23 protein-coding genes and 1 pseudogene are annotated in these 25,594 nt (G+C 67.3%); 8 read left to right on the top strand and 16 right to left on the bottom strand.

Going from position 1 to position 25,594, the window contains the following annotated elements; all coding sequences use genetic code 11:
- Nucleotides 1-472: 472 nt before the first annotated feature.
- On the bottom strand, nt 473-1,594 hold the full coding sequence (locus ACFQ6X_RS27005) for a nuclear transport factor 2 family protein (protein WP_383185093.1): 1,122 nt from the start codon (nt 1,592-1,594) through the stop codon (nt 473-475).
- 148 nt (nt 1,595-1,742) lie between these two features.
- Here ACFQ6X_RS27005 and sigJ point away from each other — a divergent pair, with 148 nt between their 5' ends.
- From sigJ to ACFQ6X_RS26990, 3 genes are all read left to right on the top strand, one after another.
- Nucleotides 1,743-2,681 (top strand): RNA polymerase sigma factor SigJ, encoded by a 939-nt coding sequence (gene sigJ, locus ACFQ6X_RS27000; RefSeq protein ID WP_383185091.1) that lies wholly within the window; start codon nt 1,743-1,745, stop codon nt 2,679-2,681.
- A 659-nt stretch (nt 2,682-3,340) separates the two neighbouring features.
- Entirely contained in the window at nt 3,341-3,919 is a 579-nt protein-coding gene (locus ACFQ6X_RS26995) for a dihydrofolate reductase family protein (RefSeq protein ID WP_383185090.1), read from the top strand.
- Nucleotides 3,920-4,526: 607 nt separating this feature from the next.
- Nucleotides 4,527-5,225 carry a nucleotidyltransferase domain-containing protein gene (locus ACFQ6X_RS26990; RefSeq protein WP_383185088.1) on the top strand — a complete coding sequence of 233 codons (699 nt, stop codon included), beginning with the start codon at nt 4,527-4,529 and terminating at the stop codon, nt 5,223-5,225.
- An 814-nt stretch (nt 5,226-6,039) separates the two neighbouring features.
- On the opposite strand, the gene ACFQ6X_RS26985 is transcribed toward ACFQ6X_RS26990, so the two are convergent.
- From ACFQ6X_RS26985 to ACFQ6X_RS26975, 3 genes are all read right to left on the bottom strand, one after another.
- Nucleotides 6,040-6,936: an arginase family protein gene (locus ACFQ6X_RS26985; protein WP_383185087.1), complete on the bottom strand. Its 897-nt coding sequence runs from the start codon at nt 6,934-6,936 to the stop codon at nt 6,040-6,042.
- A 479-nt stretch (nt 6,937-7,415) separates the two neighbouring features.
- Nucleotides 7,416-8,363 (bottom strand): pentapeptide repeat-containing protein, encoded by a 948-nt coding sequence (locus tag ACFQ6X_RS26980; protein ID WP_383185085.1) that lies wholly within the window; start codon nt 8,361-8,363, stop codon nt 7,416-7,418.
- A gap of 566 nt (nt 8,364-8,929) precedes the next feature.
- On the bottom strand, nt 8,930-9,379 hold the full coding sequence (locus ACFQ6X_RS26975) for a spore-associated protein (RefSeq protein ID WP_383185083.1): 450 nt from the start codon (nt 9,377-9,379) through the stop codon (nt 8,930-8,932).
- A 525-nt stretch (nt 9,380-9,904) separates the two neighbouring features.
- On the opposite strand from ACFQ6X_RS26975, the gene ACFQ6X_RS26970 reads away from it, so the two are divergent.
- The gene (locus tag ACFQ6X_RS26970) at nt 9,905-10,069 is read left to right on the top strand and encodes a hypothetical protein (protein ID WP_383185081.1); all 165 of its coding nucleotides are present in this window, start codon (nt 9,905-9,907) and stop codon (nt 10,067-10,069) included.
- A 95-nt stretch (nt 10,070-10,164) separates the two neighbouring features.
- Here ACFQ6X_RS26970 and ACFQ6X_RS26965 read toward each other — a convergent pair whose 3' ends face one another.
- The 5 genes and pseudogenes from ACFQ6X_RS26965 to ACFQ6X_RS26945 all read right to left on the bottom strand — a co-directional run bounded on the left by ACFQ6X_RS26965 (nt 10,165) and on the right by ACFQ6X_RS26945 (nt 12,526).
- Entirely contained in the window at nt 10,165-10,629 is a 465-nt protein-coding gene (locus ACFQ6X_RS26965; RefSeq protein ID WP_383185079.1) for a hypothetical protein, read from the bottom strand.
- A gap of 112 nt (nt 10,630-10,741) precedes the next feature.
- A pseudogene (locus ACFQ6X_RS26960) lies at nt 10,742-11,052 on the bottom strand (transposase family protein); the annotation flags it as partial.
- A 30-nt stretch (nt 11,053-11,082) separates the two neighbouring features.
- Nucleotides 11,083-11,496: a hypothetical protein gene (locus tag ACFQ6X_RS26955; RefSeq protein WP_383185077.1), complete on the bottom strand. Its 414-nt coding sequence runs from the start codon at nt 11,494-11,496 to the stop codon at nt 11,083-11,085.
- 145 nt (nt 11,497-11,641) lie between these two features.
- A complete protein-coding gene (locus ACFQ6X_RS26950; RefSeq protein ID WP_383185076.1) occupies nt 11,642-11,986 on the bottom strand; it encodes a hypothetical protein in 345 nt (114 codons plus the stop codon).
- 135 nt (nt 11,987-12,121) lie between these two features.
- Nucleotides 12,122-12,526 (bottom strand): hypothetical protein, encoded by a 405-nt coding sequence (locus ACFQ6X_RS26945; RefSeq protein ID WP_383185075.1) that lies wholly within the window; start codon nt 12,524-12,526, stop codon nt 12,122-12,124.
- A 725-nt stretch (nt 12,527-13,251) separates the two neighbouring features.
- On the opposite strand from ACFQ6X_RS26945, the gene ACFQ6X_RS26940 reads away from it, so the two are divergent.
- Complete coding sequence (locus tag ACFQ6X_RS26940; protein ID WP_383185073.1) at nt 13,252-14,319, top strand: glycoside hydrolase family 11 protein; 1,068 nt, start codon at nt 13,252-13,254, stop codon at nt 14,317-14,319.
- Between the two features lie 438 nt (nt 14,320-14,757).
- On the opposite strand, the gene ACFQ6X_RS26935 is transcribed toward ACFQ6X_RS26940, so the two are convergent.
- Entirely contained in the window at nt 14,758-15,657 is a 900-nt protein-coding gene (locus tag ACFQ6X_RS26935; RefSeq protein ID WP_383185072.1) for an alpha/beta fold hydrolase, read from the bottom strand.
- Between the two features lie 85 nt (nt 15,658-15,742).
- Here ACFQ6X_RS26935 and ACFQ6X_RS26930 point away from each other — a divergent pair, with 85 nt between their 5' ends.
- On the top strand, nt 15,743-16,216 hold the full coding sequence (locus tag ACFQ6X_RS26930; protein WP_383185070.1) for a MarR family winged helix-turn-helix transcriptional regulator: 474 nt from the start codon (nt 15,743-15,745) through the stop codon (nt 16,214-16,216).
- A 396-nt stretch (nt 16,217-16,612) separates the two neighbouring features.
- On the opposite strand, the gene ACFQ6X_RS26925 is transcribed toward ACFQ6X_RS26930, so the two are convergent.
- Nucleotides 16,613-17,260 (bottom strand): dihydrofolate reductase family protein, encoded by a 648-nt coding sequence (locus tag ACFQ6X_RS26925; RefSeq protein WP_383185069.1) that lies wholly within the window; start codon nt 17,258-17,260, stop codon nt 16,613-16,615.
- Between the two features lie 520 nt (nt 17,261-17,780).
- Between ACFQ6X_RS26925 and ACFQ6X_RS26920 the strand changes: the two genes are divergently transcribed.
- Complete coding sequence (locus ACFQ6X_RS26920) at nt 17,781-18,167, top strand: YciI family protein (protein WP_383185067.1); 387 nt, start codon at nt 17,781-17,783, stop codon at nt 18,165-18,167.
- Between the two features lie 646 nt (nt 18,168-18,813).
- Nucleotides 18,814-19,257 carry a VOC family protein gene (locus ACFQ6X_RS26915; protein ID WP_383185065.1) on the top strand — a complete coding sequence of 148 codons (444 nt, stop codon included), beginning with the start codon at nt 18,814-18,816 and terminating at the stop codon, nt 19,255-19,257.
- Nucleotides 19,258-19,584: 327 nt separating this feature from the next.
- Here ACFQ6X_RS26915 and ACFQ6X_RS26910 read toward each other — a convergent pair whose 3' ends face one another.
- The 5 genes from ACFQ6X_RS26910 to ACFQ6X_RS26890 form a co-directional block, all read right to left on the bottom strand.
- Nucleotides 19,585-20,958: a cytochrome P450 gene (locus ACFQ6X_RS26910; RefSeq protein WP_383185064.1), complete on the bottom strand. Its 1,374-nt coding sequence runs from the start codon at nt 20,956-20,958 to the stop codon at nt 19,585-19,587.
- A 1,362-nt stretch (nt 20,959-22,320) separates the two neighbouring features.
- Nucleotides 22,321-22,653 (bottom strand): glycosyltransferase, encoded by a 333-nt coding sequence (locus ACFQ6X_RS26905; RefSeq protein ID WP_383185062.1) that lies wholly within the window; start codon nt 22,651-22,653, stop codon nt 22,321-22,323.
- 293 nt (nt 22,654-22,946) lie between these two features.
- Nucleotides 22,947-23,315 (bottom strand): DUF1330 domain-containing protein, encoded by a 369-nt coding sequence (locus tag ACFQ6X_RS26900; protein ID WP_383185145.1) that lies wholly within the window; start codon nt 23,313-23,315, stop codon nt 22,947-22,949.
- A gap of 281 nt (nt 23,316-23,596) precedes the next feature.
- Nucleotides 23,597-24,334, bottom strand: a complete 738-nt coding sequence (locus ACFQ6X_RS26895; RefSeq protein WP_383185060.1) for an SDR family NAD(P)-dependent oxidoreductase — start codon at nt 24,332-24,334, stop codon at nt 23,597-23,599.
- 433 nt (nt 24,335-24,767) lie between these two features.
- Nucleotides 24,768-25,394, bottom strand: coding sequence for a class I SAM-dependent methyltransferase (locus tag ACFQ6X_RS26890; protein WP_383185144.1), 627 nt, complete (start codon nt 25,392-25,394; stop codon nt 24,768-24,770).
- Nucleotides 25,395-25,594 lie beyond the last annotated feature (200 nt).

Genomic DNA, 25,594 nt, shown 5'->3' with positions numbered 1-25,594 from the left:
CGAGCCGAAGCACGATGGTTCGTCACCAAGGCAGGCGGGTTGTCACCAGGGCTGCCGGGCGCGCCCCGCCCCGCTGTGGCTGAGCGCTCCAGTCGGCGGGCGGAGCGTTGTAGCCGGCGGAACTGCTAAGGGTGACGGTGGGGGCAAGGGGGACGCCTGGCTGGTCACCCTCTGGGAGCCATCTGAGTCCACGCCCTTCGCGCGGCTCATGGACTGCTGTGGCAGGAGTGTGTGTCTGCTGCGTATCGGTACAGGCGCCTGCTCGGATAGATGTTGTTGTTAGGCCGTGGGCGGGGGAATCAATCGCCTCCCGGGGGTACAGGGCCAGCCCGGGGCGGGGTGGGGCAGGACAGGGCGGTACGACCAGCGCGCCGGTCACCCTACGAAGCCACCGGCCGGATCGTCGGCGTCATTGGCTTGTCTCTTGGTCCGTTGAGCCGAACGGTCCCCGGGGCGGGGTCGGTGGCCGGGGTCAGTAGCCGATGGCTACTCGGAGAAGCAGCACGGTGCCGCGTCCCGGGCGGGGTTCCGCATTGAGGATGAGCAGGCGGTTGACGGCGCTGGGCATCCCGTACGCCACCTGGGCGCGGGCGCTCTCCAGGGGGAGGGCGTGCTCCTGGACGCGGCGCAGCGCTGTGCTGAGGTCGGGTACCACTTTCTGTGCGCCGATGATCCAGACCGCTTGGGCGGCGCCGCCCGCGTTGGCGGGGAGTTGGCTGCCGCTGCCCGAGGCAAGGACGAGTGAGCCGGTCTCGGTGACCGCGGCCACGCTGTTGATGACGAAGTCGGGGACGGCGGCCAGCTGTCGGATCTCGTCGGCGCCGGTGGCCCGGTCGATGGTGAGGATGCGTGGCCTGATGGCGTCGTAGCGACCACTGGCGTTGATGTCTTCGTCGATGCCGGACAGGCGGAGGGTCTCGCTGGCTCCGGTGAGGACGCTGGCGCCCTCGGGGACCAGGGCTTTGATACGGGTGCGTGCGGACGCGGCGTCGTCGAGGATCTCGACGGTGAAGCCGCCTGCGCGCAGCGCGGCAGCTGCCCGGTCCAGGTGTTCGGCCGGTACCGGGGCAGTGAAGGATGCGGCCGGAGCCGGGGTGGCCGTGGCAAATTTCGGGGTTGTCGTGGTGTCTGCCGGCGTGGTCCCGGGGCCCTGTGCCGTGTGGGGCGCCGTGCCTGCCAGCGGGGAGGTGTCGAGGTACCTGACCTCGTACACCCGCTCGGTGAACTTCCAGCCCTCGACGGTGCGTTGGTAGCGGTCGTGGTAGACGGCGTAGTTCAGGCCCTGGCGTCCGTCGAGGGTACGCGCGAGTTCCTGAATGTAGGCCCGGCCGGTCGCGGTGTCGCCGTCGAGCAGGATCGTGCCGGGGTGCGTGGTCTGTACGAAGAAGTCCCACTGGTTCTGCAGCCGCTCGCCCCCGGCGCGGATCTCCTCGCGGCCGACCAGCTCGATGGGAATGTTGGGCATGCGCAGGGCACCGTCCGGTGTGAACAGCGACGCCAGGCGGGGCCGGTCGCGCATCATCGCCGCGTCGGTGAACTCGCCGCGCAGTGCCTCGATCTCGACACGGTCCGCGATGGTCTGGAAGTCGTTCATCGCCCTTTCCTCTCCCTCTTGTCGTCGTCCTCACCGGTACGACAGGACAGCCGGTGGGAATGTGAGGCGGCGTGTCGGCTCACATTCCGCAGGGCTGTCCTGTCGTACCGGGCAGAGGCACAGAACCGAGCAAGGGAGAGGGCCGAGCATGACCACCAGAGCCGCATCCGGCGACGATCACAGCGATCCGGACCTCAGAGCGATCATGAGCGAGCGGCGTCGGCTGATCAACCTCGCCTACCGGCTCCTGGGATCCCTTGCCGACGCCGAGGACGTCGTGCAGGAGACCTACGCCCGCTGGTACGCCATGTCCGTACCCGAGCAGCGGGCCATCGAGTCGCCCGGCGCCTGGCTGATGACGGTCGCCAGCCGGATCTGCCTGAACCTGCTCGGCTCGGCGCGGGCCAGGCGGGAGAGTTACGTGGGCGAGTGGATCCCGGAACCGCTGCCCGGGCCCACGACGTCAATCGACGGGCACTCAGGTGCCGGCCCTGTCGACCCGGCCGACCGGGTCACCCTCGACGAGTCGGTGACAATGGCTTTCCTGGTCGTCCTGGACTCGATGACGCCGGCCGAGCGCGTCGCGTTCGTCCTGCACGACGTCTTCCGCTACCCCTTCGGCGAGATCGCCGAGATCGTCGGCCGCACTCCGGCGGCGTGCCGCCAGCTGGCCTCGTCCGCCCGCCGTCGCATCCGCACTGCGCAGACCCCACAGGGCCAGGGGGCCGGGCGGGCCGGCATCGTCAGGCAGTTCAAAACGGCGTGGGAGACCAAGGACATCGACGCCCTGATCAGCCTGCTCGACCCCGACGCCACCGCGACCGCCGACGGCGGGGGGCTGGCCGCCACCCATCTGCACCCGATCGTGGGCGGTGAACAGATCGCACGTGCCTACACCGAGATCGCGCGCGTGTGGGACGGCCGCACGACGTTCCTGGAGTGCTCGGTCAACGGCCTGCCCGGCTTGGTGGCCCAGCAGAACGGCAGCACCGTGACCGTGTTTGCGTTCGAATTCGCGGGCGACCGGATCAGGCATATCTGGGCGGTACGCAACCCCGACAAACTCCGGCCCTGGCGAAGCAGCTGAGGAGCTCCAGCCTGACGGAGTATCTGAGGAGCTCCGGCCGGGCCGAACGGCTGAGGAGCGATCCGGAAAAACCGCAGCGGCCGGGTCGTGACCGGCACCGGCCCGCACCCGGGCGCACGTCTCGCACACCGGGACCAGTCCTGCCGTTCGCCGGGCTGCGCCCGCGGCGGTTTCGCAGGTTGGTGACGCTGGTGACGGTCCTGCGGTTGGGAGTGCTGCCTAGCCCTTTCGCCCGTGCCGAAGCCGAAGGAGACAGCACCCGAAGCGTCCCTCCACCAGCGCGACACCCCTGCCGACCGGTCGGGTGGTACGAGCGCGGGCCCGGTGCGGCGGGCCGCTGCCTGCCCCTAGCCGAGACATCATCCGAGGTGTCCGGCCACCGGCAGCAGAAGCCCCACGACCGGCGCCCGGTACAGCTCAGGCCGGTGGGCCGCAAAGGTGTGTCACTTTCGTGGGCCGGCATGTCGCCTGCCCTTTCCTCGCCCGCCGCCCGCCGTGCGCCCCCGATCGCACCGGCCTGCCCAGTTCCTGACCGTGACGGAGCCTTGAGCGCTGTATCCGGGGCGGCCGGGCTTCGGGAGTCCGCGGGCGATGACTCCCGCCGCGTTCGCCGGTCTGCATATTCCGAAACGCCATCAACCGCACTTGAGGAGAGCGTGATGACCGCCACCTATACGTTCGATGTCTTCTCCAGCCTCGACGGCTTCGGCGCCGCCGGCGGCAACTGGACCGGCTACTGGGGCAAACAGGGCCCCGAGCTCCTGGCCCACCGCCTCGCCCTGTACGGCCCCGAGCAGCGGATGGTCTTCGGAGCGAACACCTACCGGCTGTTCACGCAGATGCTGGCCTCGAGCACCACGGAGTCAGAAGTGCGTGACCCGTGGGTAACGCGGATGAGGAGCCTGCCCGCGACGGTGGTCTCGACCACCCTGGAAGGACCGCTCGACTGGCCGGACGGCAGCGTGGCGAACGGGGATGCCATCGATGTCGTTGCCCGCCTGAAGGAGGAATCCAAAGTGCCGTTGCGCTCGCACGGCAGCCTGTCGATGAACCGGGCACTGATGGCCGCCGGCCTCGTCGACCGCGTCCAGGTGACCCTGTTCCCCGTGATCACCGGCCGGACCGGGCTGGACCCGATCTTCCAGGGCGGAGCCGACTTCGACCTCGAACTGACCGAGCACCGGACACTCGACAACAACATCCAGGAACTCGTGTACCGGCCCACCCTGCATATCTGAGCCGGCCCCGGCCGAGAAATCCCCCACAACCACGCCCACAACCACCGTCAGGGCAGGCAGGCAGGCAGGCAGGCGACGGTACTCACGGTGACAGGCAGCAGGCCGCCCTGGCCGGACCGCGCGACCACCCAGCAGACGAGGCGGCCAACGGCCGACGCGGCGAGGCAGCTGGTCAGGGCAACCGCCCAGCAGAGCAAGGCAGCCAGCCGGGCCGGCAGAGCGGGGCGGGCCAGCCCGGCGGCCGGGCAGGGCAGGGCCGTCGACTGGTCGGCCAGCGGTTCGGCTCGGCAGGTCAGGTCAGCCGGGCGCCTGGTCGGGCGGCACGGCTGCAGGGCCGGGCGCAGGAGGCGAGGCAACTGGGCGGAAAGGCGGTCGGCTGGTCGGCCGGGCAGCTTGGGCGGAAGAGCGGGGCACAGGAAGCAAGGCTGACAGTGAGGAGCCGCCGGGCGGTAGAGCGCACGCGGTACCGGCGGTCGCAGCGGACACATGACACAGTGGACGCCCCCTGCCGGGGAGGATCCCCCTCCGCCCTCAACTGCCGGGCGAATCAGGCCCCTCCGTTCACCGGCGAGGGCGGCACCGGGGTGCCGGCACATACGCTGCGGCCATGGACGATCCCCTGCTCACCGCCCGCGAACTGGTGCGGGACCGGTTTCCCGCGGCCCGAGCGGCCTTCCTGGCCGGCAGCGTGCTGACCGACCGCCGGACACCGACCTCCGATCTCGACATCGTGGTCCTCCTGGACGGGCCGCCGGCTCCCTGCCGGGAGAACGTGCTGTACCGCGGCTGGCCGGTCGAACTGTTCGTACAGACCGAGGCTGTCTGGCGTACCTTCGCCGACCAGGAGACCACGCAGCGGAACTCGCCGCTGCTCGCCATGTGCGCGGACGGTTTGCTCCTCACGGACACCAACGGGCTGGGCGCTTCACTCCAGGCCGAGGCACGAAGACGCTGGGCAGCAGGCCCGCCGCCGCTCTCGGACCGCGAACGGGACTACCAGCGGTATATCCTGACCGACCTGCTCGATGACCTGCGTGGCTGCGCGGACCCCGCCGAGCGTGTGCACTTGGTCGCGCACATGCTGCAGCGCGCCTCGGAACTGGCCCTGCTGGCCGGCGGACACTGGCTCGGCAAAGGCAAATGGCTGTCGCGGCGGTTGGCCGCGGCCGACCCCGGGCTGCACCGCGCATTGACCGAGGCCGCCGCGCAGGCAATCGCCGGGCACGCAACCCATTTCGCCACGGTCGTGGCCGAGGTACTGAACCAGGCCGGCGGCCCGCTGTGGGACGGGTACGCCGTCCGATGAACCGGTGGCGGCGCGGCCACCACCACCGCCACCCCAGGAACATGACCACCCGTCACCACACTGTTCGGCCTGCCCCTCGCGGCGCCACGGGACTGCCCTCGATCCCTCCACCATGCACAAACCGACGGACGACCGACTACTACAGAAACTCGACGACAAGACAGCTGCACCCCAGCGAAGCCAAGGGCTGGCAGAAAACGAACACGGCGAGACGCCGGAGTCCACGGCCGGCCCGGAGGCAAGCCCACCTGGGGCCCGCACTGCAACGCCTCACCGCGTCGACCACTAGTGACCAAACACACCGGCGGGGAGTGCAGACGGACTCTTGGCCTTCTTGAAAATCGGCCCGGCAGACGGGGTGTTGTGGGTGTGCGGTTGTCTATCGGCCGACCGAGCGATAACCGCCATTCATGAATCGGCCCGGCCAGGCCCAGGTCGCCGTGCTGGCCAGGAGGCACTTGGGCTTGGGCTCAGCCGATACTCGGGCTCGAAGGCCGGCGTTTGCGCTCGTGTTCAGGCCGGTTCTCGGGCCTCGTACCGAGGCCGGTGTCTGGTTGGTCAGGTGTCGGCGGCAGCCGCCGTGGTCGAGCATGCGTGACTGTGCCCCGCCCCCTTGGACGAGTGGAGGCGGAGGCCGTGCGCTGCGGCGGCTGTACTTGACTCGTGGAGGGCCGGCCGTCTGTCCCGTAACCGGTTGGCCTACGTGTCGCCAGCGGGTTGGCCATACCTGTCTCCGGGCGGGCGACCGTACATGCCTTCTGGAGGGCCCGCCGCGGCCCGTACGAGATCCTGACCGGCAGTTCAGGTTCCGGGCTCAGGTTCTGTGGTCGGTCCGCGCCGAGAGCCCTCGGTGCAGGCACTCGGTGAGACGGGCCGCGATCGTCCCATCGGGGTCGAGACGGGGGTTGAAAATCGTGACGTCGAGACCGACAGCCCCATCACCGGACAGTGCCGTGCGCAGCACACTCTCCAGTTCTGCCCAGGTCAGCCCTCCGGGAAGGCGATAGTCGACGGCGGGCATCAGCGCGTCGTCCAGGATGTCGACGTCCAGGTGAATCCAGTACCCGGCAGTATGGCCGCCGGTGAGCCGGCCGACCGCGTGGCGTGCCGCCGCGGCGGCACCGGCCGCGCGAACACCCTCGAGGCCGATCGCGTGCAGCCCCGGCGGAAGAGGCTGCATCCCCGACGCGGCGGACTCCGCACAGTCACGGAACCCGAAAGCAACGACGTCCTCGTCGCGCAGGAGGGGCCTGCGGCCTTCGAGATCGGTGAGCTGCAAAGGGCCGCGGCCGGTGGCCAGGGCGAGTTCCATCGAGGCCGCCTCACCGGTCGGCTCCGCGGAGGGCTGGTAGAAATCGGTGTGTCCGTCCAGGAACAGCAGGCCGTAGCGTCCTCGGCGGCGCAGGGCGAGGAGGTTGCCGAGCAGGATGCTGCAGTCGCCGCCGAGGACAACGGGGAAGTGCCCGGCATCCAGGGCGGTGCCGACCGCGTCGGCCAGCAGCACGGAGTACTGCGCGATGCCGGCCGGGTTGAGGATTCCGGTGTCGGGATCCCGCCTCGGGTCGTACACCGGCGCCCGGACATGGTGGGTCCGTACCGCTGCGGGGTGTGCGAGCAGACCTGCGTCGAGCAGGGCCGCAGGGAGGTCCTGGACGCCCGACGGCCGTAAGCCGAGCACGGACGGCGCCTCGATGACCGCCAGTTCCTGCACGTCTGCCCCTCTCGTTTTCGCCTGCTGAGCGGCACCCGCCTGCCACACCGCAGACGGCGGTCACTCGGGTGCCACCGCCAAGGCGCCTGGAACAGAACAGACACTAAGCCGGACAGACACCGGGCAAAGGGAGCGCCGGGCTGGATGCCGTTTTCTGTGTCACGGTGGGAAGAGCCCCGACCCCCGGGCGCGGCCAAGGGCCAGGGGCCAGCGCGAGCATCACCAGGGTGATGTGGCGTTACCAGGAGGTCCAGTGACGGACCTTGTAATGGTCCGGGCCGACCTGACCTTTAGCGGGTTGGGAGAACTCCTTACTGCACCACCTGGTCCCGGCGATGCGAAGCAGCACGGCCAGCGCCACCTCGCCCGGTGCCTCCCGGTCGCCGAGGAAGCTTTCGGCGCCACTTCGCACCAGTTCGGAAGTCTCCTCAGCCCAGCTGCATGTCACCGCTACTCCGACAGGGTGGTGCTTGTGGCGGTCAGTCCTCAGGTTCGGCCGCGCATCCTCCTTCTTCCACCTCCCCGGATGCCATCTTCCGTTTCACTTCTTCATTGGCGGCGAGCTCTGCCGGCAGTTTGGTGTCTTTGTTGAGCTGGGCGCTCAGGAGCTGCTCGAGATTGATCCTGGGTTCGCCCTCGGGGCTGGCGAGGTTCGCGCAGCGCAGGTCGGCGCCGGTCAAGGTGGCCTGTTCGAAATCGACACCACGCAGGTCGGCGTTATAGAGGACCGTGCCTTGCATGTCAGCTCTGAACAGATTCCCCTTGACGAGGTTGGCGCCGGTCAACTTCGCATAGGTGAGGTCGGCGCCGCCCAGTTTCGCGCTGCGGAGGTCAGCGCGGCGTAATTTGGCGTCGGCGAGCTCGGCGTCACCAAACTCAGCCTGGCGCAGGTGGGCTCCGTTCATCTCCGCCAGCGGGAGTTTCGCGAAGTCCAGAATCGCCTTGTCCAGTTGTGCGTAGTCCATAGACGCGTTGCCTAAGTAGGCCCCTGTGAGGTTGATCCGCCCCCTGCCGTCGTGGCGGGGATCCCTGGTGGTGAGGACGGAGAGCGCTGCGGCGATCTCAGCTTTGGGGTCTTCATCGGGTGCTTCTGTTTCGCCTGGAACGGGGTCCTTGGGTGCGTGTGCGTGCCCGCGCACGAAAGCGGTCAACACGACGATCATGGTGGGCTGGTCACGGGGCGAGTCGGTCATGATGCGCTGGAGTGCGTAGATACCTCCCAGACGGACGTCCTCGGAGGATTCGTGGCCAAGGTTTTCGACGGCCGCGGTGTAGCGGTCGGTGATCTGCTCGTCCCGCGTCAGGGCCTGCTCGTTGTTGACCTGGGTGATGGATTTCCAGGTGAAGGAGGAGACAGCGATCGCGCTCGCAGCAGCCAGGAGGGCGAGAGTTCGTTCAACCTTCTGCCAGTGATCGGGCGATGCCATGCCCTCATTCGAAACGACCGCCAGCGACTTCGCACGGGGAGAAGGCGGGGACATCGCCTGATCGGGTGCGCTTATCCGTACAGGGACGCCCGACCGACAAAAAATCCCCGGCAGGAGTCTCGGGGAAACCCGTCTGGATGTGTGCCTCATGAGACACACCGAAGTCCGGAGAACAGGGGCCACCGAGCGATGATGAAGCGCACCGAGGAAACGGTCGCTCTCTACGCCGGATCAGGGCGCGTGCACGGACGGCCGTCGCCACGTCGCGGAACACGGATGCGTTCGAGAGTCGGAGTGCTTGCCCTGGGCATCCTTCGCGTCCGTCAGGGGCTCGCCCGGACAGAGATCGGCGATCGGCCGCATCGTCGGCCGGGGCATGGAAGCGACCGGAGGGCCCTTGCCCGGGCCGGGCGGCGGCCGTCGGCCCAGCCCGGCCAAGGACGCTGCGAGGTCCCGCACCACCGCTTGCGACTCATAGCTGCCTTGCAGCCATCAGCCACAGTTTCCGCCAGGTCGCCCCGTGGGAGGCGGTGGCGCGGGGATGTGCAGCAGAGTGCTGAGCCGGATCAGCGGATCTCGGTGACCCGGTGCTCCCGCAGGGCGGCGCAGTTGGAGTTCTCCACCGACACGTAAATATTGTCGATGTTGCCGCCCCAGCTGACGCAGTAGCCCCTGCCGTAGACGTAGGCCGGCCCCGCGTACGACGTGAAGTTCCCGTAGTCGCCGGCCCACTCGTCGGTCGCGGGGACGTAGATGTACGTGGACATGTTCTTGACGGAACCGGGGTTGTTGCGGATCGTCGCGACGCAGTTCTTGCCGTTCGTGGAGTTGTACGTCAGGTAGACGGTGCCCAGCGAGCCGACAGGAACCGAGTTGACGGTCTTGTAGGCGCTGCCGCAGACAGTCCGCGGTGTGACGTTCGGTGCGGCGGAGGCAGTCGTGCTGAGCGCGGTCGTGGCACCCACCGCCAGAGCGGTCAACGCCCCAACAGCCGCAATATTACGCGTGATTCTCATATTTCCCCCTTGTGCCTCAGAGAGCGGTTTGCTCACACCTAATGTGACCCACAGCACACCCGGATGGTTGTGCCGCGTTCATGCCGAACCACACAGCACCGCGCCGCGCCACACAGGGCTGCCCACACAAAGGCCCGCACACGAGGTCGTCCAGGCACATGACTCGGAGCGGAAGCAACTGCCGGAAGGAGTCTCAGCCCCGGCCGAGCCACACAGGCAGCGACCGGACGGCACACCCCGGGCCAGGCGGCCCCGGGCAATTCAGTCCGGCACGCAACTGGCGCCAGACGGATCAGGCCGGAACAGGCGGGCCGGGCACGGGCCAGGCGGGAAGACGGTGCGATGAGGCTACGCGGGGCCGTTCGGTGCGGCGCGGGGATGATCTTGCGTGACCTTTGAACACGCCCGTGGTTGAGAGGTATGAACAGGCGGGCATATCAGTCGAAAAGTGAATGAGGGCTCAGGATGCGGACACAGCAGACATGGAAACTGACCCGGTTACTCCTCGGGTCCGGCGCCGCCCTCATGACCGCGGCATTACCCACCGGGACAGCACACGCCGACGAGACCCACACCAACTCACACAACGCACCCCACGTCAGCCTCATCCACACCGGACAGATCGACGACCCACTCGAAGACGTACTCGAACACACAGCACTCCTCGGCACCACCCACACCCACGACTAAACCGACCACCCAACCACCAACCGAGCGGCCACCGGCCAGAGAGCGCTCCTAGCCGGCGCGCAGGCATCGGCGGCGAGGCCGCTGGCGGGCGAATCTCACCAGACCGTGCCGAAGAACCGGGTCCACCAGGTGGGCCGCCCAGCGAAGGGCTCCAGCGCGCTGGGGCCCTCGTAGTCGCTCTCCAGGAGTTCTTCAGGGATGCTCACGTAGCCGAGTTCCGCCAGAGCCCGTTCCACGGTGGCGAGGTCGGCGGGGTCCAGCGCGCCTTCCTCTCGGGCTTCTTCCGTTCCCAGGAAGGCCCCTGGATTGTCTGCGCAGACCTCGGCGAGGGAGCCGAACTTGCTCACGCAGACAACGATCCGCGTCCCGCAGACCGTCGCGTCCGCGGGCACGCGGACGCGCCCGTACTCGCTGGAGTCCTGGGAGTCCCGCTCGGACTCGCACGGGGCCTCGAAGTCCGCTTCGAGCCGGCGCACCAGCCCGACGAACGCGAGGCCAGTCGCGGTGCGGTCGTAGTGCAACGGCCATTCCAGCCGTCCGGGGTCGTCGAGCTCTCGCATGAGAGCAAGTAGTTCCCTCTCACTCCTCGCCATCCGCCCATCTTGCCGCCGGGCGGGAGCCGAAGGCAGGGGCAACCCGGGGCAAGATCCGAAAGAGACCGGCCTAAGGGCTGAGCACGGTGTCCTTGGCGAACCGCTTGCGGAGCTGCAGCGCGAGTGATGGGCCGAGCTGATCGATGATGCGGTCGGCCGAGGACTTCGAGATACCGAAGAGCGGAGCGAGTTGGCGCATCGTCACGTTCGTGCGCCAGTAGGCCGCCACGAGCAGCACCCGGTCCTCCAGGGGTAGAGACCACGGCCCTTGCGGACCGGATCTGCACCCGCACGTCGCAGAGCGGTCACCAGCTTGCCGAAGAGACGCGGGCTCAGCCCGGTGAACAGAGCTGTCCAGGACGGCTCAGACGCCGTGATCACACCAGCCAGCAAGATCATCTCACCCGTGACCAGAGGGGCTCAGATGCGGACACTCAACCGCAGGTTAAGCAGATGGCGTAGACGAGCAGACGCACCACGAAGGGTTCCGAGCTTCCTTACCTCATCCACCTCAAGCTCCAGCCGGCCGGCGAGAGCGAGTACGGCGGCGTAGGGCCGCTCACCCTCATCGAGCTTAGCTGCAACAGCTTCGAGAACAGCTCGAAGAACGACAGGGTTCGCACTGGGATGGTCTGCGAGCAGGCGAAGAAGCCTGTTGTCGTTCCAGACGCTGTCGCGGGCCGCACTCAGTTCCTGGAGGGCTTCGGGCGGCGTGTGGGGATTGGCAGCCAGGGCTTGCCAGACGAAAGGGTACGGACATTTCGCGAGACGCTGCAGGGCCAAACCATCTCTCTCGTCATGTGCCAGAGCGAGGTAGTCGGCAGGCGTGGGCACGAGGATGGCGCCTCTCAAGATGACGGGATAAGTCTTAGGCGAGGAGAGCGGACAGCCCCCGTCACGGTCACAGTGACTCCAAGATCTTTGCGGGAATTCCCAGGAAGGCTGCGCCGCCGGCGTGATCACACCAGCCACCGCGCGCTCATTCCAGGGATTCAGGCTCTTGCTGGTCGAACGCGATGCGGCAGCGTTCTACCTGGTCGGCCACCTGCTCCATGAACCAATGCATGATTTCGTACGGAACAACGCGCTCCTCGGGGCTGTAGACGCGGACGACCGGTGGCAGGTCCGGGTCCTCGTCCGGGACAAGCGCTACCAGGAAGGCAGCACCGGGCAAGAACGTCACTGCGGCCTCCGGGTTCTCAGCCCCCTTGGCCGCCGCAGGCACGGCCTCACTCAGCTCCACGGCCCACGCATCGTCGGGCAATGCGTAGTGGAACAGGACGGCGTAGTGACGACCTGCGTGTTCCTGCAACTCCCATGGCATGTCAGCAGGCTGCCATAACTGCAGTGTCGGAGGCTCGCGAGCATCTCTGCTCCCAATTCGGCGCGGCCCCGCCAGCCGACAAGTTCCGCGCCGTCCGACTGCTGGCTAGCAAGCGCCGACGGACCTTCGCCCCTGTCACATCCAGCTGCCCCAGCCGAAGGTCAGGAGGTACGCGCGCTTGACCGCAGTCCACCCGCGGCGCCCGCGGAGGACAACAAGCATGAGGACCAGGGCGAACCATGCCCCAACCGCCCCACCGACCGTCAGCGCCCACCGAGCGCCTCCAAAAGCAGCGAACAAGGCCACCGTGAAAACGGTGACAACGAGCCCGAAATGGGAGCCACCGGCGCTCGTACGCAGCATCTCGCGCCTGACACGACGATCCTCCACCAGGACCCGCTCGTACGCGTTCAGCTCTCGCCCCTCACCGTCCTGCGCTGGCGTGCCCAGCTCCGCCCGCACCTCCGCCGGCTGCTCTTCGAATTCGTCCAGATCCGCGCGCCGCGCAGTGAGCCGTTCCAGCGGCTCGGGATCCCTCATGCATACGATCGTAGAGAGCCATCCGGCCCCACCGGGCAGGAACCGGAACGCGCTCACACTTCGGCGCTGGAGAAGACCCCAAGCAGCTCGTCGTCAGCGCGCCCAGGGCAGCCGGATCTCGGGCCCTCGGACCACCAGGCGGCCCGTCCCCGCCGGGTTCCGGATCGGAACCGGTGTCGTGTCTCGCCGGCCAGTTCCTCCGCGTACGAGCAGGCAGGTGCCGATGTTTGCCGCAGCGTCCCGCTCGTCGCGTTCATTCTTCTCGTTCCGCTTCTGGGAAGCCTGCAGGAAGAAGTCGTTCACGGGTGGAGCCGGCATGAGCGGCCCCACACGACCGCTGCCACGCACCCCCGGAAGCCCCCCGCCGCCACGGCCGCCCGTCCGGACACCAGCCACCTCGCATCTCACCGAAGAGAGGACCGAAAGTTTCGACGGTTCGAAAGTTTCGATGCCGCTGGATTCGCAAGATCCCGGCCAACCTCTCTCGATTCCTTATCCGCACCCATGTTGACCAGCAAGGAAGAGATCCAGGGTGTCGCGTGAGTTTCGGAAAGGTTACGGAAACCGTTGACAACTCCCTTGCCAGGCCCGACTGTTGTGACGCTCCCCGGCCGTGCATGGGATGCACACGACCGGGCTGTGTGTCACCTCATCGATGGGCGCCGACGTGTGCTCGGCGTGCCTTTTGGTCACAGACCGTGCTATTCGCGAGGAGGAATCAACGCATGAGCGACACCCCACACAACTCCGAACCACGTCAGGTCAGCCGTAGGAAACTCGTCTTCGGCGGTGCCGGGGCACTGGTGGCAGCCGGGACAGCAGGGCTGCTGCTGCCCGAGACGGCGCGCGCCGCGACGGTCCTCACCAGCAACGCGACCGGTACACACAACGGCTACTACTACTCTTTCTGGACCGACAACCCGGGCACCGTCAGCATGACGCTGTCGGACACGGCCGGCTCGTACAGCAGCCAGTGGAGCAACACCAACAACTGGGTCGGCGGTCTCGGTTGGAGTAACGGCAGCCGCCGGGCCGTCAACTACTCCGGCTCGTTCAACCCGGGCAGCAACGGCTACCTGGCGCTGTACGGGTGGACCGCCAATCCGCTGGTCGAGTACTACATCGTGGAGAACTTCGGCCCGTACAACCCCGGTTCGGCCGGCACGAGGCGCGGCACGGTCACCGACGGCGGCGGTACGTACGACATCTACGAGTCCACCCGGACCAACCAGCCCTCCGTGGAAGGCACCAAGACCTTCCAGCAGTACTGGAGCATCCGACAGAGCAAGCGCAGCAGTGGCACCATCAACACCGGCACGCACTTCGACGCCTGGCAAGCGGCCGGGATGCCGATGGGAGCGTTCAACTACTACATGATCATGGCCACGGAGGGCTACCAGAGTACCGGCAGCTCCAGCGTCAGCCTGGGCGGCGGCGGGACCACGCCCACCACTCCGCCTCCGGGCGGGAGCACAACTCCTCCTCCGGGGACAGGTGCCTGCACCGCCACCTACCGCACCACCAGCTCGTGGAGCAACGGCTTCAACGGTGAGGTGACCATCAGTGCGGGCAGCAGCGGCGTCACCAACTGGAAGGTACCGGTGACGCTGGCCAGCGGTCAGACGGTCACCTCGCTCTGGAACGGCACCTCGAGTCGGAGCGGGAACGTTCTGACAGTGACCCCGGTCAGTCACAACCGCACCCTGAGCGCGGGGCAGTCGACGTCGTTCGGCTTCACCGCCAGCGGACCCAGCAGCCCGTCCCCATCGGTCGGCAGCTGCAGCGTGGGCTGACCTCTGCGTCCCGCATACCCATACACTCCGGCGCGGTGCCCCATCGGGCACCGCGCCGTTGCCTGTCCTGGGCTTGCTGAGCCGCTCGGACACGACATCGGCCGTGGGCGCCTGTCCAGGCCGCGGAAGGTCCCTGAATTGTCTGCGCAGACCTCGGCGAGGGAGCCGAACGTGCTCAGGCAGACCACGATCCGCGTCCCGCCGATCGTCGCGTCCGCGGGCAGGCGGACGCGCCCGTAGTCGCTGGAGTCCTCGGCGTCCCGCTAGGAATCGCACGGGGCCCCGAGGTCCGCTTCGAGCCGACGCACCAACTGGCCGAAGGTGAGGCCAGTCGCGGCGCGGTCATGATGCAGGGGCCATTCCAACCGTTCGGGGTCGTCGGGTCAGACGGCTCGCGCGGCTCGCAGATGGCGTGGCCAAACCCGAACCCGATGGTGCTCAGGCCTCCTCGTTGTCGATCCTTCGAGTGAAATCCAGGATTGCGGCCGCGAGTGCCTCAGGAGCCTCCTGCGCGATGAGGTGGCCAACCCCCTCCAGATGCACTGCGGTGACCTCACTGACGGTCACCTGGCGGAAGGTCGTCTCGGTGATCCTTCGATGGCCGGCACCCTCAACGGTCAGTACGGGCACTGCTATCGGGTGTGAATCGGCGAGGGCCTTGGTTGCGCCCTCGTCGGAGAAGATGCCTCGGTACAAGCCCTCCGTTCCTCGCCAGGCGTTCGGGCGCGCGTAGGTTCGAACGAACTCGTCGATGTCGCTATCTCCTATGGAACCCTCCGTCCCGCTCATCAGCGGGAAAGCCCAGTCGGCCAGGAGCTCGCGCTCATGGCCCGGGAGGAGCATTCCCGGTATGCCCGGAGTGCCGAGGAATCCGACGTGCCATGAGCCGTGGTTGTTCACGTCGGCAAGAGCCTCGAATCCGAATCCGGCCAGGGCCGTCTCGATTCCGGTGAAGCTGATGGCGTCCTCGGGGTGCGTTGCCGCGAAGCGAAAGCCGGTACCACCACTGATGTCTTGGCAAACGAGGTGAACGGGACCCGCGCCGATGTGCTCCACGAGATGGTGCAGGTCCTCGGCAGCTACCACCTCGCCGTACTCGGTGTCGGCGTTGCTGGAGTCGCCGAACCCGCGAAGGTCGAGGGCGAAGACCCGGTGGGTCCGGGCGAGCAGCGGAATCAGCTTGCGGAACGCCCACCAAGTCTCCGGCCAGCCGTGCACCAGCAGAATCGGCGAACCGGTGGTGCCGGCGGAGACATAGTGCAGCTGCGTTCCGTTGACGTCGGCAAGGTGATGCGTGACGCCGGCAAGGGTTGCGCCGAAGGGCGTGGTTGTGGTCACGAGCAACTCCCAAATAGGCAACCTGGTTGTCAACCAACATAGGCAACCAGGTTGCCTATGTCAAAGGTGGCCGTATGCTGGCTGCATGTCCAGATCAGGCGCCGATCTCGCCCTGCTCCTGCTCGCCGGCTTCCGTACTCTGGCGGATCGAGCCACCGCCGAGCTCGCCGAGCGCGGGTACGAGGATGTGCGGTCGGTGCACGACTTCGCCCTCCACTCGATCTTGTCCGGTGCCGACAGCGCTTCCGAACTCGCCCGCAGGATGTCGGTCACGAGACAGGCGGCCGCCAAGACGATCGCCGCACTGGAGGAACGCAATTACGTAGCGCGCCAGCCTGACCCCGTCGACCGCCGACGGACACGACTTCGCGTCACCGAGCGCGGGCTCGCACTGTTGCAGCAGGGCGAAGCGATCTTCGACGAGATGCGTGAGCAGTGGGAGAAGCAGGTGGGTGCGGCGTCGCTCTCGGTACTCGAGGAGGCGCTCCGCTCGCTGGTCGGGGACGGTGCGATCCGGCTCGATTCGCCGGGCTGGATCGCGCGCGACCCGGACGCGTAGCAGGCACTCCTGCACCTACCGCGTCGCGCCGCTCCACCGCTTGAAGTGAACGGGCAAACCCAAGATCCGCAAGGAGCATCCGTTCATTCCCCCGCGAGATCGGCGGCTTGTATTTCTGAGGAACAGAGGGCGCTCGGAGGGCGCTTCGGGCTCGCTATTCCACCCTGCGCTCGCCCCAGCCCCATGACTACGCCGCAGCTGTGCTCGGCATGAGCGCGCGCTTCCGGGAACGGCCCGTGGACGACCGTGCCGTAGCCGCCGGGCCCCGGTGAAGCGCTCGCAGATCATCGCGAGCGCGGCCACCGCTTCGCCCTTCTCCGCGGCAGGGCTCGACGGCCCGCCTCAGGTCGGTCTCGTGAGGTGAGGCAGCCGACCGGGGCCGGCTCTGAGGCCCGGTCACTTTCGCCAGAACAGGTGATGCGTCACCCCACTCGGGCTGGGAACGACGTCCAGGTGGAAGCGGTCGAGCAGCTCATCGGGGGATTCCCAGAGCCGTAGTCCGGATCCGAGCTTCAAGGGCGAGACCGCGACATGCATGGTGTCGACGAGGTCGGCGTCGAGGAACTGCCGGATCGTGGTCACCCCGCCGCCGAGCCTGACGTCCTTGCCCTGCGCCGCCTCGCGGGCCTGCTCGAGGACCGTGGCCGGGTCGCCGTCGACAAAGTGGAATGTGGTGTCGGAAAGCGTGATCGAAGGACGCTTGTGGTGGGTCAGGACGAACACCGGAGTGTGAAACGGTGGCTTGTCGCCCCACCAGCCCTGCCACTCGTGGTCCTGCCAGGGCCCGCGCTGGGGCCCGAACTTGTTGCGGCCCATGATCTCGGCCCCGATGTTGCGGTCGTAGTCCCGCGTGAGGTAGTCGTCCAGACCCCGGCTCCCTCCCGGGTCCGTGCGCGTCGGCCAGCTTGCCGTGGCGCCCGCCCATGCGAACAGCCTTTCGGGTTCGACGCCATTGCCAAACGGTCTTTCGAGGGTCTGGTTCTCTCCGGCCCCAATTCCGTCACTTGAGACGTTGAAGTTCTGGACCCTCAGTAGTTGATCCATGTTTTCCTCCTGTGATGGGCGTGACGAAAGCGAGCCTATCCAGGCCAGCGGAATTCATCGCTGAGTGCTGCGAAGCTATTGCGCGCGTGGTCTTCCGCCGCTCGTCCGCGATCGGGATTCACCCACTGAGGCCACGGGCAACGACGGTGCACGCATGAGTAAAGGACGGTTCCGCGTGCGGGCCGATGTCAGAGACTGTTCGATCGTCGCGTGGGCGTGGCGGCAACGCCGCCGTCACCGGACTGTGCGGGCCGCACTCCGCCACGGGACTCGGCTGCTCGGGTACGTGCTGTTGGCGGTGGGCGGTCTGGTGCGGGCCGCGGGCCCTCGGGCTGGAATGAGGCGGCCCGCCCCGCCGCGCAACCTATCTCCGCGTTGTCGGGCGTTTCTCCCTGGCGGGTACGTACCGGCGGAGCATGGTGAGGATGGGACACCGATGAGTTCCGCGTTCTCCGACTGTCTACCTCTTCGCAAGCCCAAGAAATCACAGCCAGCCCGGGAAGTGAGCAACATGAAGTACATGATCCAGATGAACGTGCCTGCGGCCCAGTGGGACGCCATCATGTCGGGCTACTCCGAGGCCGACATGCAGTCCATGTTCGCCCACATGAACGCCCTCAACGATGACATCAACTCCGCCGGCGAATGGGTCGACGGTCAGGGCCTCGGCGGCCCCTCACTGGCCAAGACGGTGAGGGCCGGAAGCGATGGACGCCCGCAGGTGACCGATGGGCCGGCTCAGAAGGACCAGAACGTCCTGGCCGGGTACTGGGTGGTCGACGTCAAGAGCGAGGACCGGGCCCTGGAGATCGCCGCACGGGCATCCGCATGTCCCGGTGCGGGCGGGAAGCCCAGCAACGACCCGGTCGAAGTGCACCCGATCCCCGAGGGCCCGCCGGAGGGCTGATCCGACCAGGTCGATTCGAATGGGGGCCGGGAGCGGTTCGGGCCTGATCGTGGCTGGTCGCGATCCCCTCCGGATGCAACCGCCGAGGGCTGCTCGGCCCCTCCCATCCGAGTCGGCGCGCCAGTGAGGCCGGCCATTCCCACTGCCCCAGACACCCCCGAGCGCGGGCGTCAGGTCGGAGCTCGACCAGCGCGGTGCAGGAATGGCCGGGCTCGTTCCAGTACGGGTGCGCGTTCACCTCGCGGACCAGGGCGAGGTCATCCCGAGTACACAGGTATCGCGATGGGTGCCGTTGTCTGCCCTTGGTCTGCCGCTGTGTCAGCGCGTTCCTCGGTGCCGAGGTTCGGTTGGCCGATGACGTGCCGGAGCGGGTTGCCGGAGCCCATCCAGGAGTGATCTGCGTACCCGTCTCGGATGGCACAGGGGCCGGGAGCCCCACCCCTCGATCGTCCTCATGGGAGCGGCCACTTGCGCCGCACTCGCCCTCGGTGGTGGCGCCTGGCTCGCGGTATGCCGCAGCGGTGCTGAGGCGCGATCCAGATTTTCGGAGTTCGGCGGTCCGGGGATGTCGAGAACGTGTCACCGGCTCCGTCCCAGGGACATCAGCGGCCACCACCGGCCGCACGAGGAAGAAGGAGAAACCAGCATGGCGATTCAGCGGATGGACAACGTCGGCATCGTCGTCGAGGACCTGGATGCCGCCATCGCATTCTTCGTGGAACTCGGTATGGAGCTCGAGGGCAAGGCGGAGATCGAGGGCCTCGTCGCCGACCAGTGCACCGGACTCGACGGCGTACGCTGTGACATCGCGATGGTCCGGACCCCGGACGGTCACAGTCGGCTCGAGCTGGCGAAGTACCGCAGCCCCGCGGCGATCAGCGCCGGGCCGCGAAACCCGCCGCACAACATTCTGGGCACGCATCGCGTCATGTTCGCCGTCGATGACATCCAGGACACCGTTGCCCGCCTGCGCCCTCACGGCGCCGAACTCGTCGGCGAGATCGCCCGGTTCGAGGACAGCTATCTGCTCTGCTACCTCCGCGGCCCGGAAGGCATCATCGTCGGACTGGCTGAGCAACTGCGCCCGTGACGTGCCCCTTGGCCTACGCCGCCAAGTACGGAACTCCGCGCAACGTACTGTTCGCCTTCGATCGTGGACGGTGTGGCAGCGTGTCGCCGCTGACCCGCGCGGCCCGGCCCCACCCGTACAAGCGGGTGGGCTCAGCTCCGCGAAGGTGACAGTTCGCCAAAACGCAGGCCGAGTTCGGCAGTCCGCTGCCAGCTGGAATCACCGGGCGTAGCCGTGCCCGGTTGGCAAGCGCCTCTCCAAACGGCGCCAGGACACAGGCGGGGCGGCATCCTGGCGGCCTCGTTCGGACCATGCCGCCGTCCGGCGCCACGTTCAGGAGAAGGGCGGTCAATTCGACGATGCGTCTGCGGTGATCGGTGTCCTCGCCTCGGCGACCATGCGAAGCCACGATGGGTGAGTGGTGATCGCCCCAATGGGTCGTACGGTGGGCCCCTGCTCCAGCCGAAGCCGCCAACGGGATGCAACATGGACGGCAATGGAGATTGCCTCGGTTACCGCGAACCTGTCACCCATGCACATCCGCTTTCCGGCGCCGAAAGGGATGAACGCGTTCTGCGGCGGTTGAGTTCGTTCCGGCAGCCAACGGTCGGGGTCGAAGCGCTGCGGGTCTGGGTACAGGTCAGGATCGCGATGCATTGTGTAGGGGCTGAAAATCAGGTCTGTGCCTGCAGGCAGATCGAACTCGCCCAGCTGCACATCCGAGGTGGTTCGCCGCGTCACGAGCCAGGCAGGGGAATACAGACGCAGGGTCTCCGTGACGAGTCGTCCGGTGAAGGTGAGTTGGGGTATGTGCTCGGCCGTCAGTGGAGCGCCCTTGAGCACGGAGTCGATCTCGCGGTGCAGTCGGTCTTCGAGGTCGGGGTTGCGGGCCAGTTCGTAGAACAGCCACGCCATGACGACGGCGGTCGTCTCGGATCCCGCAGCCAGCAGTCCGGTGACCTCGGACAGGATGTCGTCGTCCTCCAGCGGCGCTCCGTTCTCATCCGTGAGGTTCAGGAGCAGTGAGACGACGTCGTCGTATGCGTCAGGTTGGTTCCTGTGCGCCGCGATGATGTCCTCGACCGTCCGGCGCAATGTGTCGCTGGCCTTCTTGAGGCGCCGGTTGCCGGGGGTCGGCAGGCGTTCCAGCACGCGCAGAGGAAGGAGAGCACGCTGGAGGGCTGCCATGAAGACCGTGTCTACGCTTCTGAGGATCGTGCCTGCCGCGTCGCGCGGCGGGTGCGAGGAGAACAGCGTCTCCGTGATCACCGACTGAGTGATCAGCTGCATCTCTGTTTTGAGGTCCAGTGTCTCGCCGTCGTGCCACGGTGCGATGGTCTGCTCGATCGTCTTACTCATCGCGTCGACGTAGCCGCTGACCTGCTTGTGGTGCAAGGTTGGCTGCACGAGCCGCCGACGCCGCATATGCCTTGCGCCTTCGGCGACGGGCAGGGCGTCCTTGCCGAAGAGTTTTAGCTTGGCGAAGAGAAGGCCCTTGTCGAGGCTCTTCGTCAGGCGTCCGGTGAGCAACTCGTGGATGAAGTCAGGGTCGTTGACCACCATCAAGGATTTCGGACCCACGGCGATACGCACGATGGGCCCAAGGGGACGCAGCCGTTGCAGGAAATCAAGCCGGGAACTTCCGCCCACGAGGGACAGAGCGTGGCCGAGAAGCGGAAGCCTTCCGGGGGCTGCCGGGGGAAGTTGAAGCTGAGTGGTCACGACGTCTTTTCCTTTCCCTGTACGTGGTTGGTCTTGTTACGCATACCGACGAGGCTGCGGGTGCACGTCACCTTCGGTAGATCTCCGCGTCGGTGTGAACACCCGCCGCATTGGGTTCTGTCTGCGAAAGCGTCTCGCTGTCGTCCTGCCCGACGCGGAGTGACCGGCGACAACGGCCGCGGAACCTTTCCTGGTCCCTCAGGCAGACAATTGGTTCGCAGCCAAGCCTGCGCGGGCCAGGAGTCCGCTGACTGCCGCGCCATGGCTCGTTACAGCGGATTGCCGACGCGCGACGGGGCAAGGGAACCGGATATCGGGAAGGCCGAATTGGAGGTCGTGTCACGCACCTCCGTTCGCGTGCCCGGTCGCAGGCCGCCACCCGAACACAAGTCGGGGGTGTGCCGGTACATATCGTGGGTACTCGTCGAATGGTGTACCGATCGCTGGGCCTTGCCAACCTTGTTGCTTTGAGCATGAGTTCGGCGCTCCTGCCTCGCGAAGGTCCTGATAGGTGGGCTCTCGACCAAGATCACCGGTTTCGCGGGCTTCTCTACCCGTCCTCGATCGATCCCACACCCTGCGATGCCGGAGCAGGTGGCTCGTTACCGGCAGCCGGAGATCCGGACTGCCTATGCCATCCGGGCGAGTGAGCAGGCCGCGGGCGTTGCGCACCTGCTCGTCCTCGGTCACCCGCTAGCCGACGGGCAGTCGGGCGCGGGCCTCGCCCAAGCCCTTGCAGGTGCCCTGGACGACGAGTTCCCCATCGGCGAACGCCTGAACGCGCGGAGTGATGCACTCGAGGACGGCGAGGAGTTTCTCTCCTCCTCCGCGCTCTTCAGGTGGAAGCGGATACGCATCACCGTGCATGTGCCGGTCGTCAAACGGCAATGCCCTTGCTGGTGTGGACGAGCCGGGGTGAGGTCGGCGGATCAAATGTCGGCGAGCTTGCGATCGGCGTACGGGTGGAGCCTCGCTCCGGCGGTGCCAGGCCGCCAACGCCTCGCCTCTGCTTCACAGGTGGGCCGCCCTGTTTCACAACGGGTACGGCTGGGACCTCTCACCCAGTCACTGCCTCACTCCCCTGCCACGCTGGCGAACGGCGAATCGGCCTCGGGCTCATCTCACCGGGGCCGTTCATCCGTACGCAGGCGGGAGCTCAAGCCGTAGTCGTCGAACGTACGCAACCCCGGCCGGGGCACCGGGACTCGGCCACAGCCGAAGCGGTGGAGGGCCGAGCGCGCTGCTGGCGCCGCCGGATGTCCGGCGGCGCCAGCAGCCTTGCGCTCCGTGCACGTTCGGCCCGTTGGGCGCCGGTCATGCGCTAGGCGCACAAGCGGTGTCTCGATGGGTGCGCGGCGACCGTCAGACGCGGACGAGTGCCTCGTACCGCATCCAGCCCACACCGTCGGCCGCCGCGGCAGTACTGACCCGCGCGTAGGTCACGTTGTACGAGTTGTCGACCCAGCTGGCGTATTCGCAGCCAGGGCCGGGGGCGCCCACGATGTCACCGGCCTGCTTGGTCTTCACGATCACGCTGTAGGGGTTCGGTTCCTCGTACACGCCGGCCGTCGGCCACAGGACCTTGTAGTCACAGCTGGACTGCGCCGCTGCCACGGCGCTCTGCCCAGATATGAGCATACTGGCGGCCGAGAGTGCGGTGGCAAGAGCCGCAGCGGTGAGAAGTCTTGAACGCATGGGTGCTTGTTCTCCCCAGTCGATGGTGAGTCAGGGGCCACAGAATGACAGGCCGCCCACCAATCCCGCTCACCGGGCTCCCCATCACCCTTATGGAGAACGATCCACGCCCTGCAGGAGCGCCGGTACCACCAAATCCCGTCTGGTGAGGTCGGGTTGGTGGGCTCAGGCACCAGTTGCGCTGGGGGCTGCACGACATGGCACCCGCGATTGCGCAACGGGCACGGGCAGTGCCGCTCAGCCTTGAGGGGCACTGCACGATGCCGGATCCTGCCCCGCCCTCCGGGCGAGGCTCAGGATTGTGTGGTCGGCTGGCCGGCTCGGCCTGCTTCTGTTCGCAGCGTGCGAGCTCGCTCGGCGGGGTCGTAGTTCGGACCGACGCCCTCGATCAGCACCAAGTCGCCCTCCACGTGGTCGGTACGCAAACTCAGGATGGCCCGGTAGGCGGGAGAGTCGTACCAGGCACGGGCTTCGGCCAGGCTGGGGAACTCGATCAGCACCATGCTGCCGGGCCACGAACCCTCTACGACTTCGACCGGCGGACCGTGGATGACGAAGCGGCCGGCGAAGGGGTCGAGGGTTGCCTGGATGCGCTCCAGATATTCGATGATGTCGGAGTGATTCCGGCGGCTGCGGAGATGGGCGAAGCCGTAAGCGGGCACCACGGGGCTCTCTTTTCGTTCCGGGAGTGTGAGCGATGACCAGAACGTAGCTGAGGGTGGTTGGGCAGTGCGATTACCTCGAGGGTAATTGCCGGGCTCCGCGTCGAGGACACGTACCAGGGCAGCAGCCCGCTCCGCCGTTCCGCCTGTCACGGAATGTGGGCCACGGCTGGTGACAAAGGCCGCACCGGTGATCAGGCCGAGCGGTCGCAGCTGGACCGGTGGGTCTGTGGGGTCTTCGTGGCGAAGTGAGACTGGGACGACGGCTCGGCGAGCGCACTTCAGTCGACGACGGCGCCGCCGGTGACATTGACCTCTGTGGCGGTCATGGTCGGTGCGCGGTCTGAGGCGAGGAAGGCGGCGGCGTAGGCGACGTCCTCGAGACGGGGCCGGCGGTTGAGCAGAGTCGCGGTCGCCTCAGGATCATCCTCGGGCGGGTTGGACGGATCCGGCGAGCCGGGAGAGAGCAGCCAGGCCACCCGGATGCCGTGCGGGCCGAGTTCGGCGGCGAGTTGGCGGCACACCCCGGAAAGGGCGGACCAGGCAATGTGGGAGCCGCCGAGGCCAGGGATGGCTTCTCTGCCGCCCCCCATGGCCAGGATCACCCCGGCGTGGCGGGGGATCATATGGCGGGCGACCGCGGTGGCCAGAGTCAAGTGGGTGGTGACTGCCTTGGTGACGGGGCGCAGCACGTCTTCGTCGGCCATGTCGACCAACGGGGTGCCGTGCAGGTCTTCGTTGGACGTGGCGTTGAAGGCGATATCGATTCCCGCAGAGTGCCGGGCGACGGCCTCGGCGTGCTGCTCGACTGCGGCGCGGTCAGTCGCGTCGAGCGTGGCGATCTCCACGCGACCCCCGGATTCGGCGATTCTGCCGGCCAGCTCCTCAAGAGGTGCATGGGTGCGCCCGACCAGGTGGACCGTGGCGCCTTCGCCGGCAAAGACGCGGGCGAACCGCGGAGCCAATCGCTCCAGCGCCGCCGTAGACGATGGCTGTCTTGTTCTCCAGCAGCATGGCATTACCTACTTCATCGGAGTTCGATCACCTGGCCCCGCAGCAATGCCGCGCTCGCGGGCCAGTCCTCATCGACCGCGTGAATAGCCTTCCGGGTCCATTCATCTGCCAGTCCTGTGACGCTTCCACGAACGCTGCCCTCCGGACATCGTGACGCACCACATTCCTGGCAGGGCCTTCGGTTGATCCGGTACTTCTGTGGCTGGGTAGGCTGGGTACAGGATCGGTTGAAGACCGCCCTCGCGTGCGGCGACTGACCAGGTGAGTGAACCATTCGGGGTGTTGTTCGGGTCCCCACCCACCCGCCCGGAGCAGACCGCAGTTCAAGATTGGGTCCGTGGCCGCGGTCGACGCCCTGCCGCCCATCTCGTCGTGCACACGATCAAGGCGTGGGATCACTCGGGCGTGTCGGCCGGACGGTCGCGGGAGGGTGATGCCTCACGTGGCGTGGCGGGAGTGCACGCTCACGGCGTAGCCGCAGCCTTCGTCATAGGGATCGCCGCTCCAGGTGGCGTAGCGCTGTCGCAAGGTCAGACCGGCCTCGGTGCACCAGTGGTCGAACTCTGTAATGGTCACCGTCGGTTCCGCGAGTGGCAGGTGTGCTGCGTCCAGACCCATCCCCGTGACGAGCAGACCGTTGGGGCTCAATGCGGCAGCCAGTTGACGGACGACGGCTGCCTCGGTGCCGGGGGCCAGCAGGGGGATGACGTTTCCGGCGGCGAGCGCCAGGTCGAAGCCCGGATCCAGGTCCAGGTCATCCAGACGGGCCAAGTCACCGAGGAGCCACTCCTGTGTGGGGGCGTCGCGGCGGGCGACGGCGAGCATCGAGGCGTCGACGTCCACACCGGTGCAGTGGTGGCCCAGCTCGGCGAGCCGGATCGCGATCCGACCGGTGCCGCAGCCGGCATCGAGTACCCGGGCGGCAGGCTTCAACAATGCTGCGCAGAAGGCGGCCTCGCCATGGATGTCATGGCCCGACTCGACGAGCCGCGCGAAACGTCGAGCGTAGTCTTCCCCAGCTTGTCCGCCGGTCAGTTCCGCCCAACGGTCGGGTTGCCCGGTCATGTTCACCGTGCCCTTCCGGTCAGCCTCGCCCAAGAGGGACAAGGACACGCGAGGGTGCTGCATGACTCGGTCGTCGGGCGCATCGTAGTACAGCCCGCTCGTGACGGTCGTCGCCTCGCGTCTGTGCCGTCGCCTACCGCCTGGGTGGCGTCGGAAAGGGCAAATTGGACTTGACACAACCTCGTCATGCAGACGCAGAC

The organism is Streptomyces sp. NPDC056452 (assembly GCF_042796085.1).
Lineage (GTDB): Bacteria > Actinomycetota > Actinomycetes > Streptomycetales > Streptomycetaceae > Streptomyces.
The sequence above is the reverse complement of the archived record's forward strand: the minus strand, read 5'-3'. Positions and strand labels throughout refer to the sequence as shown.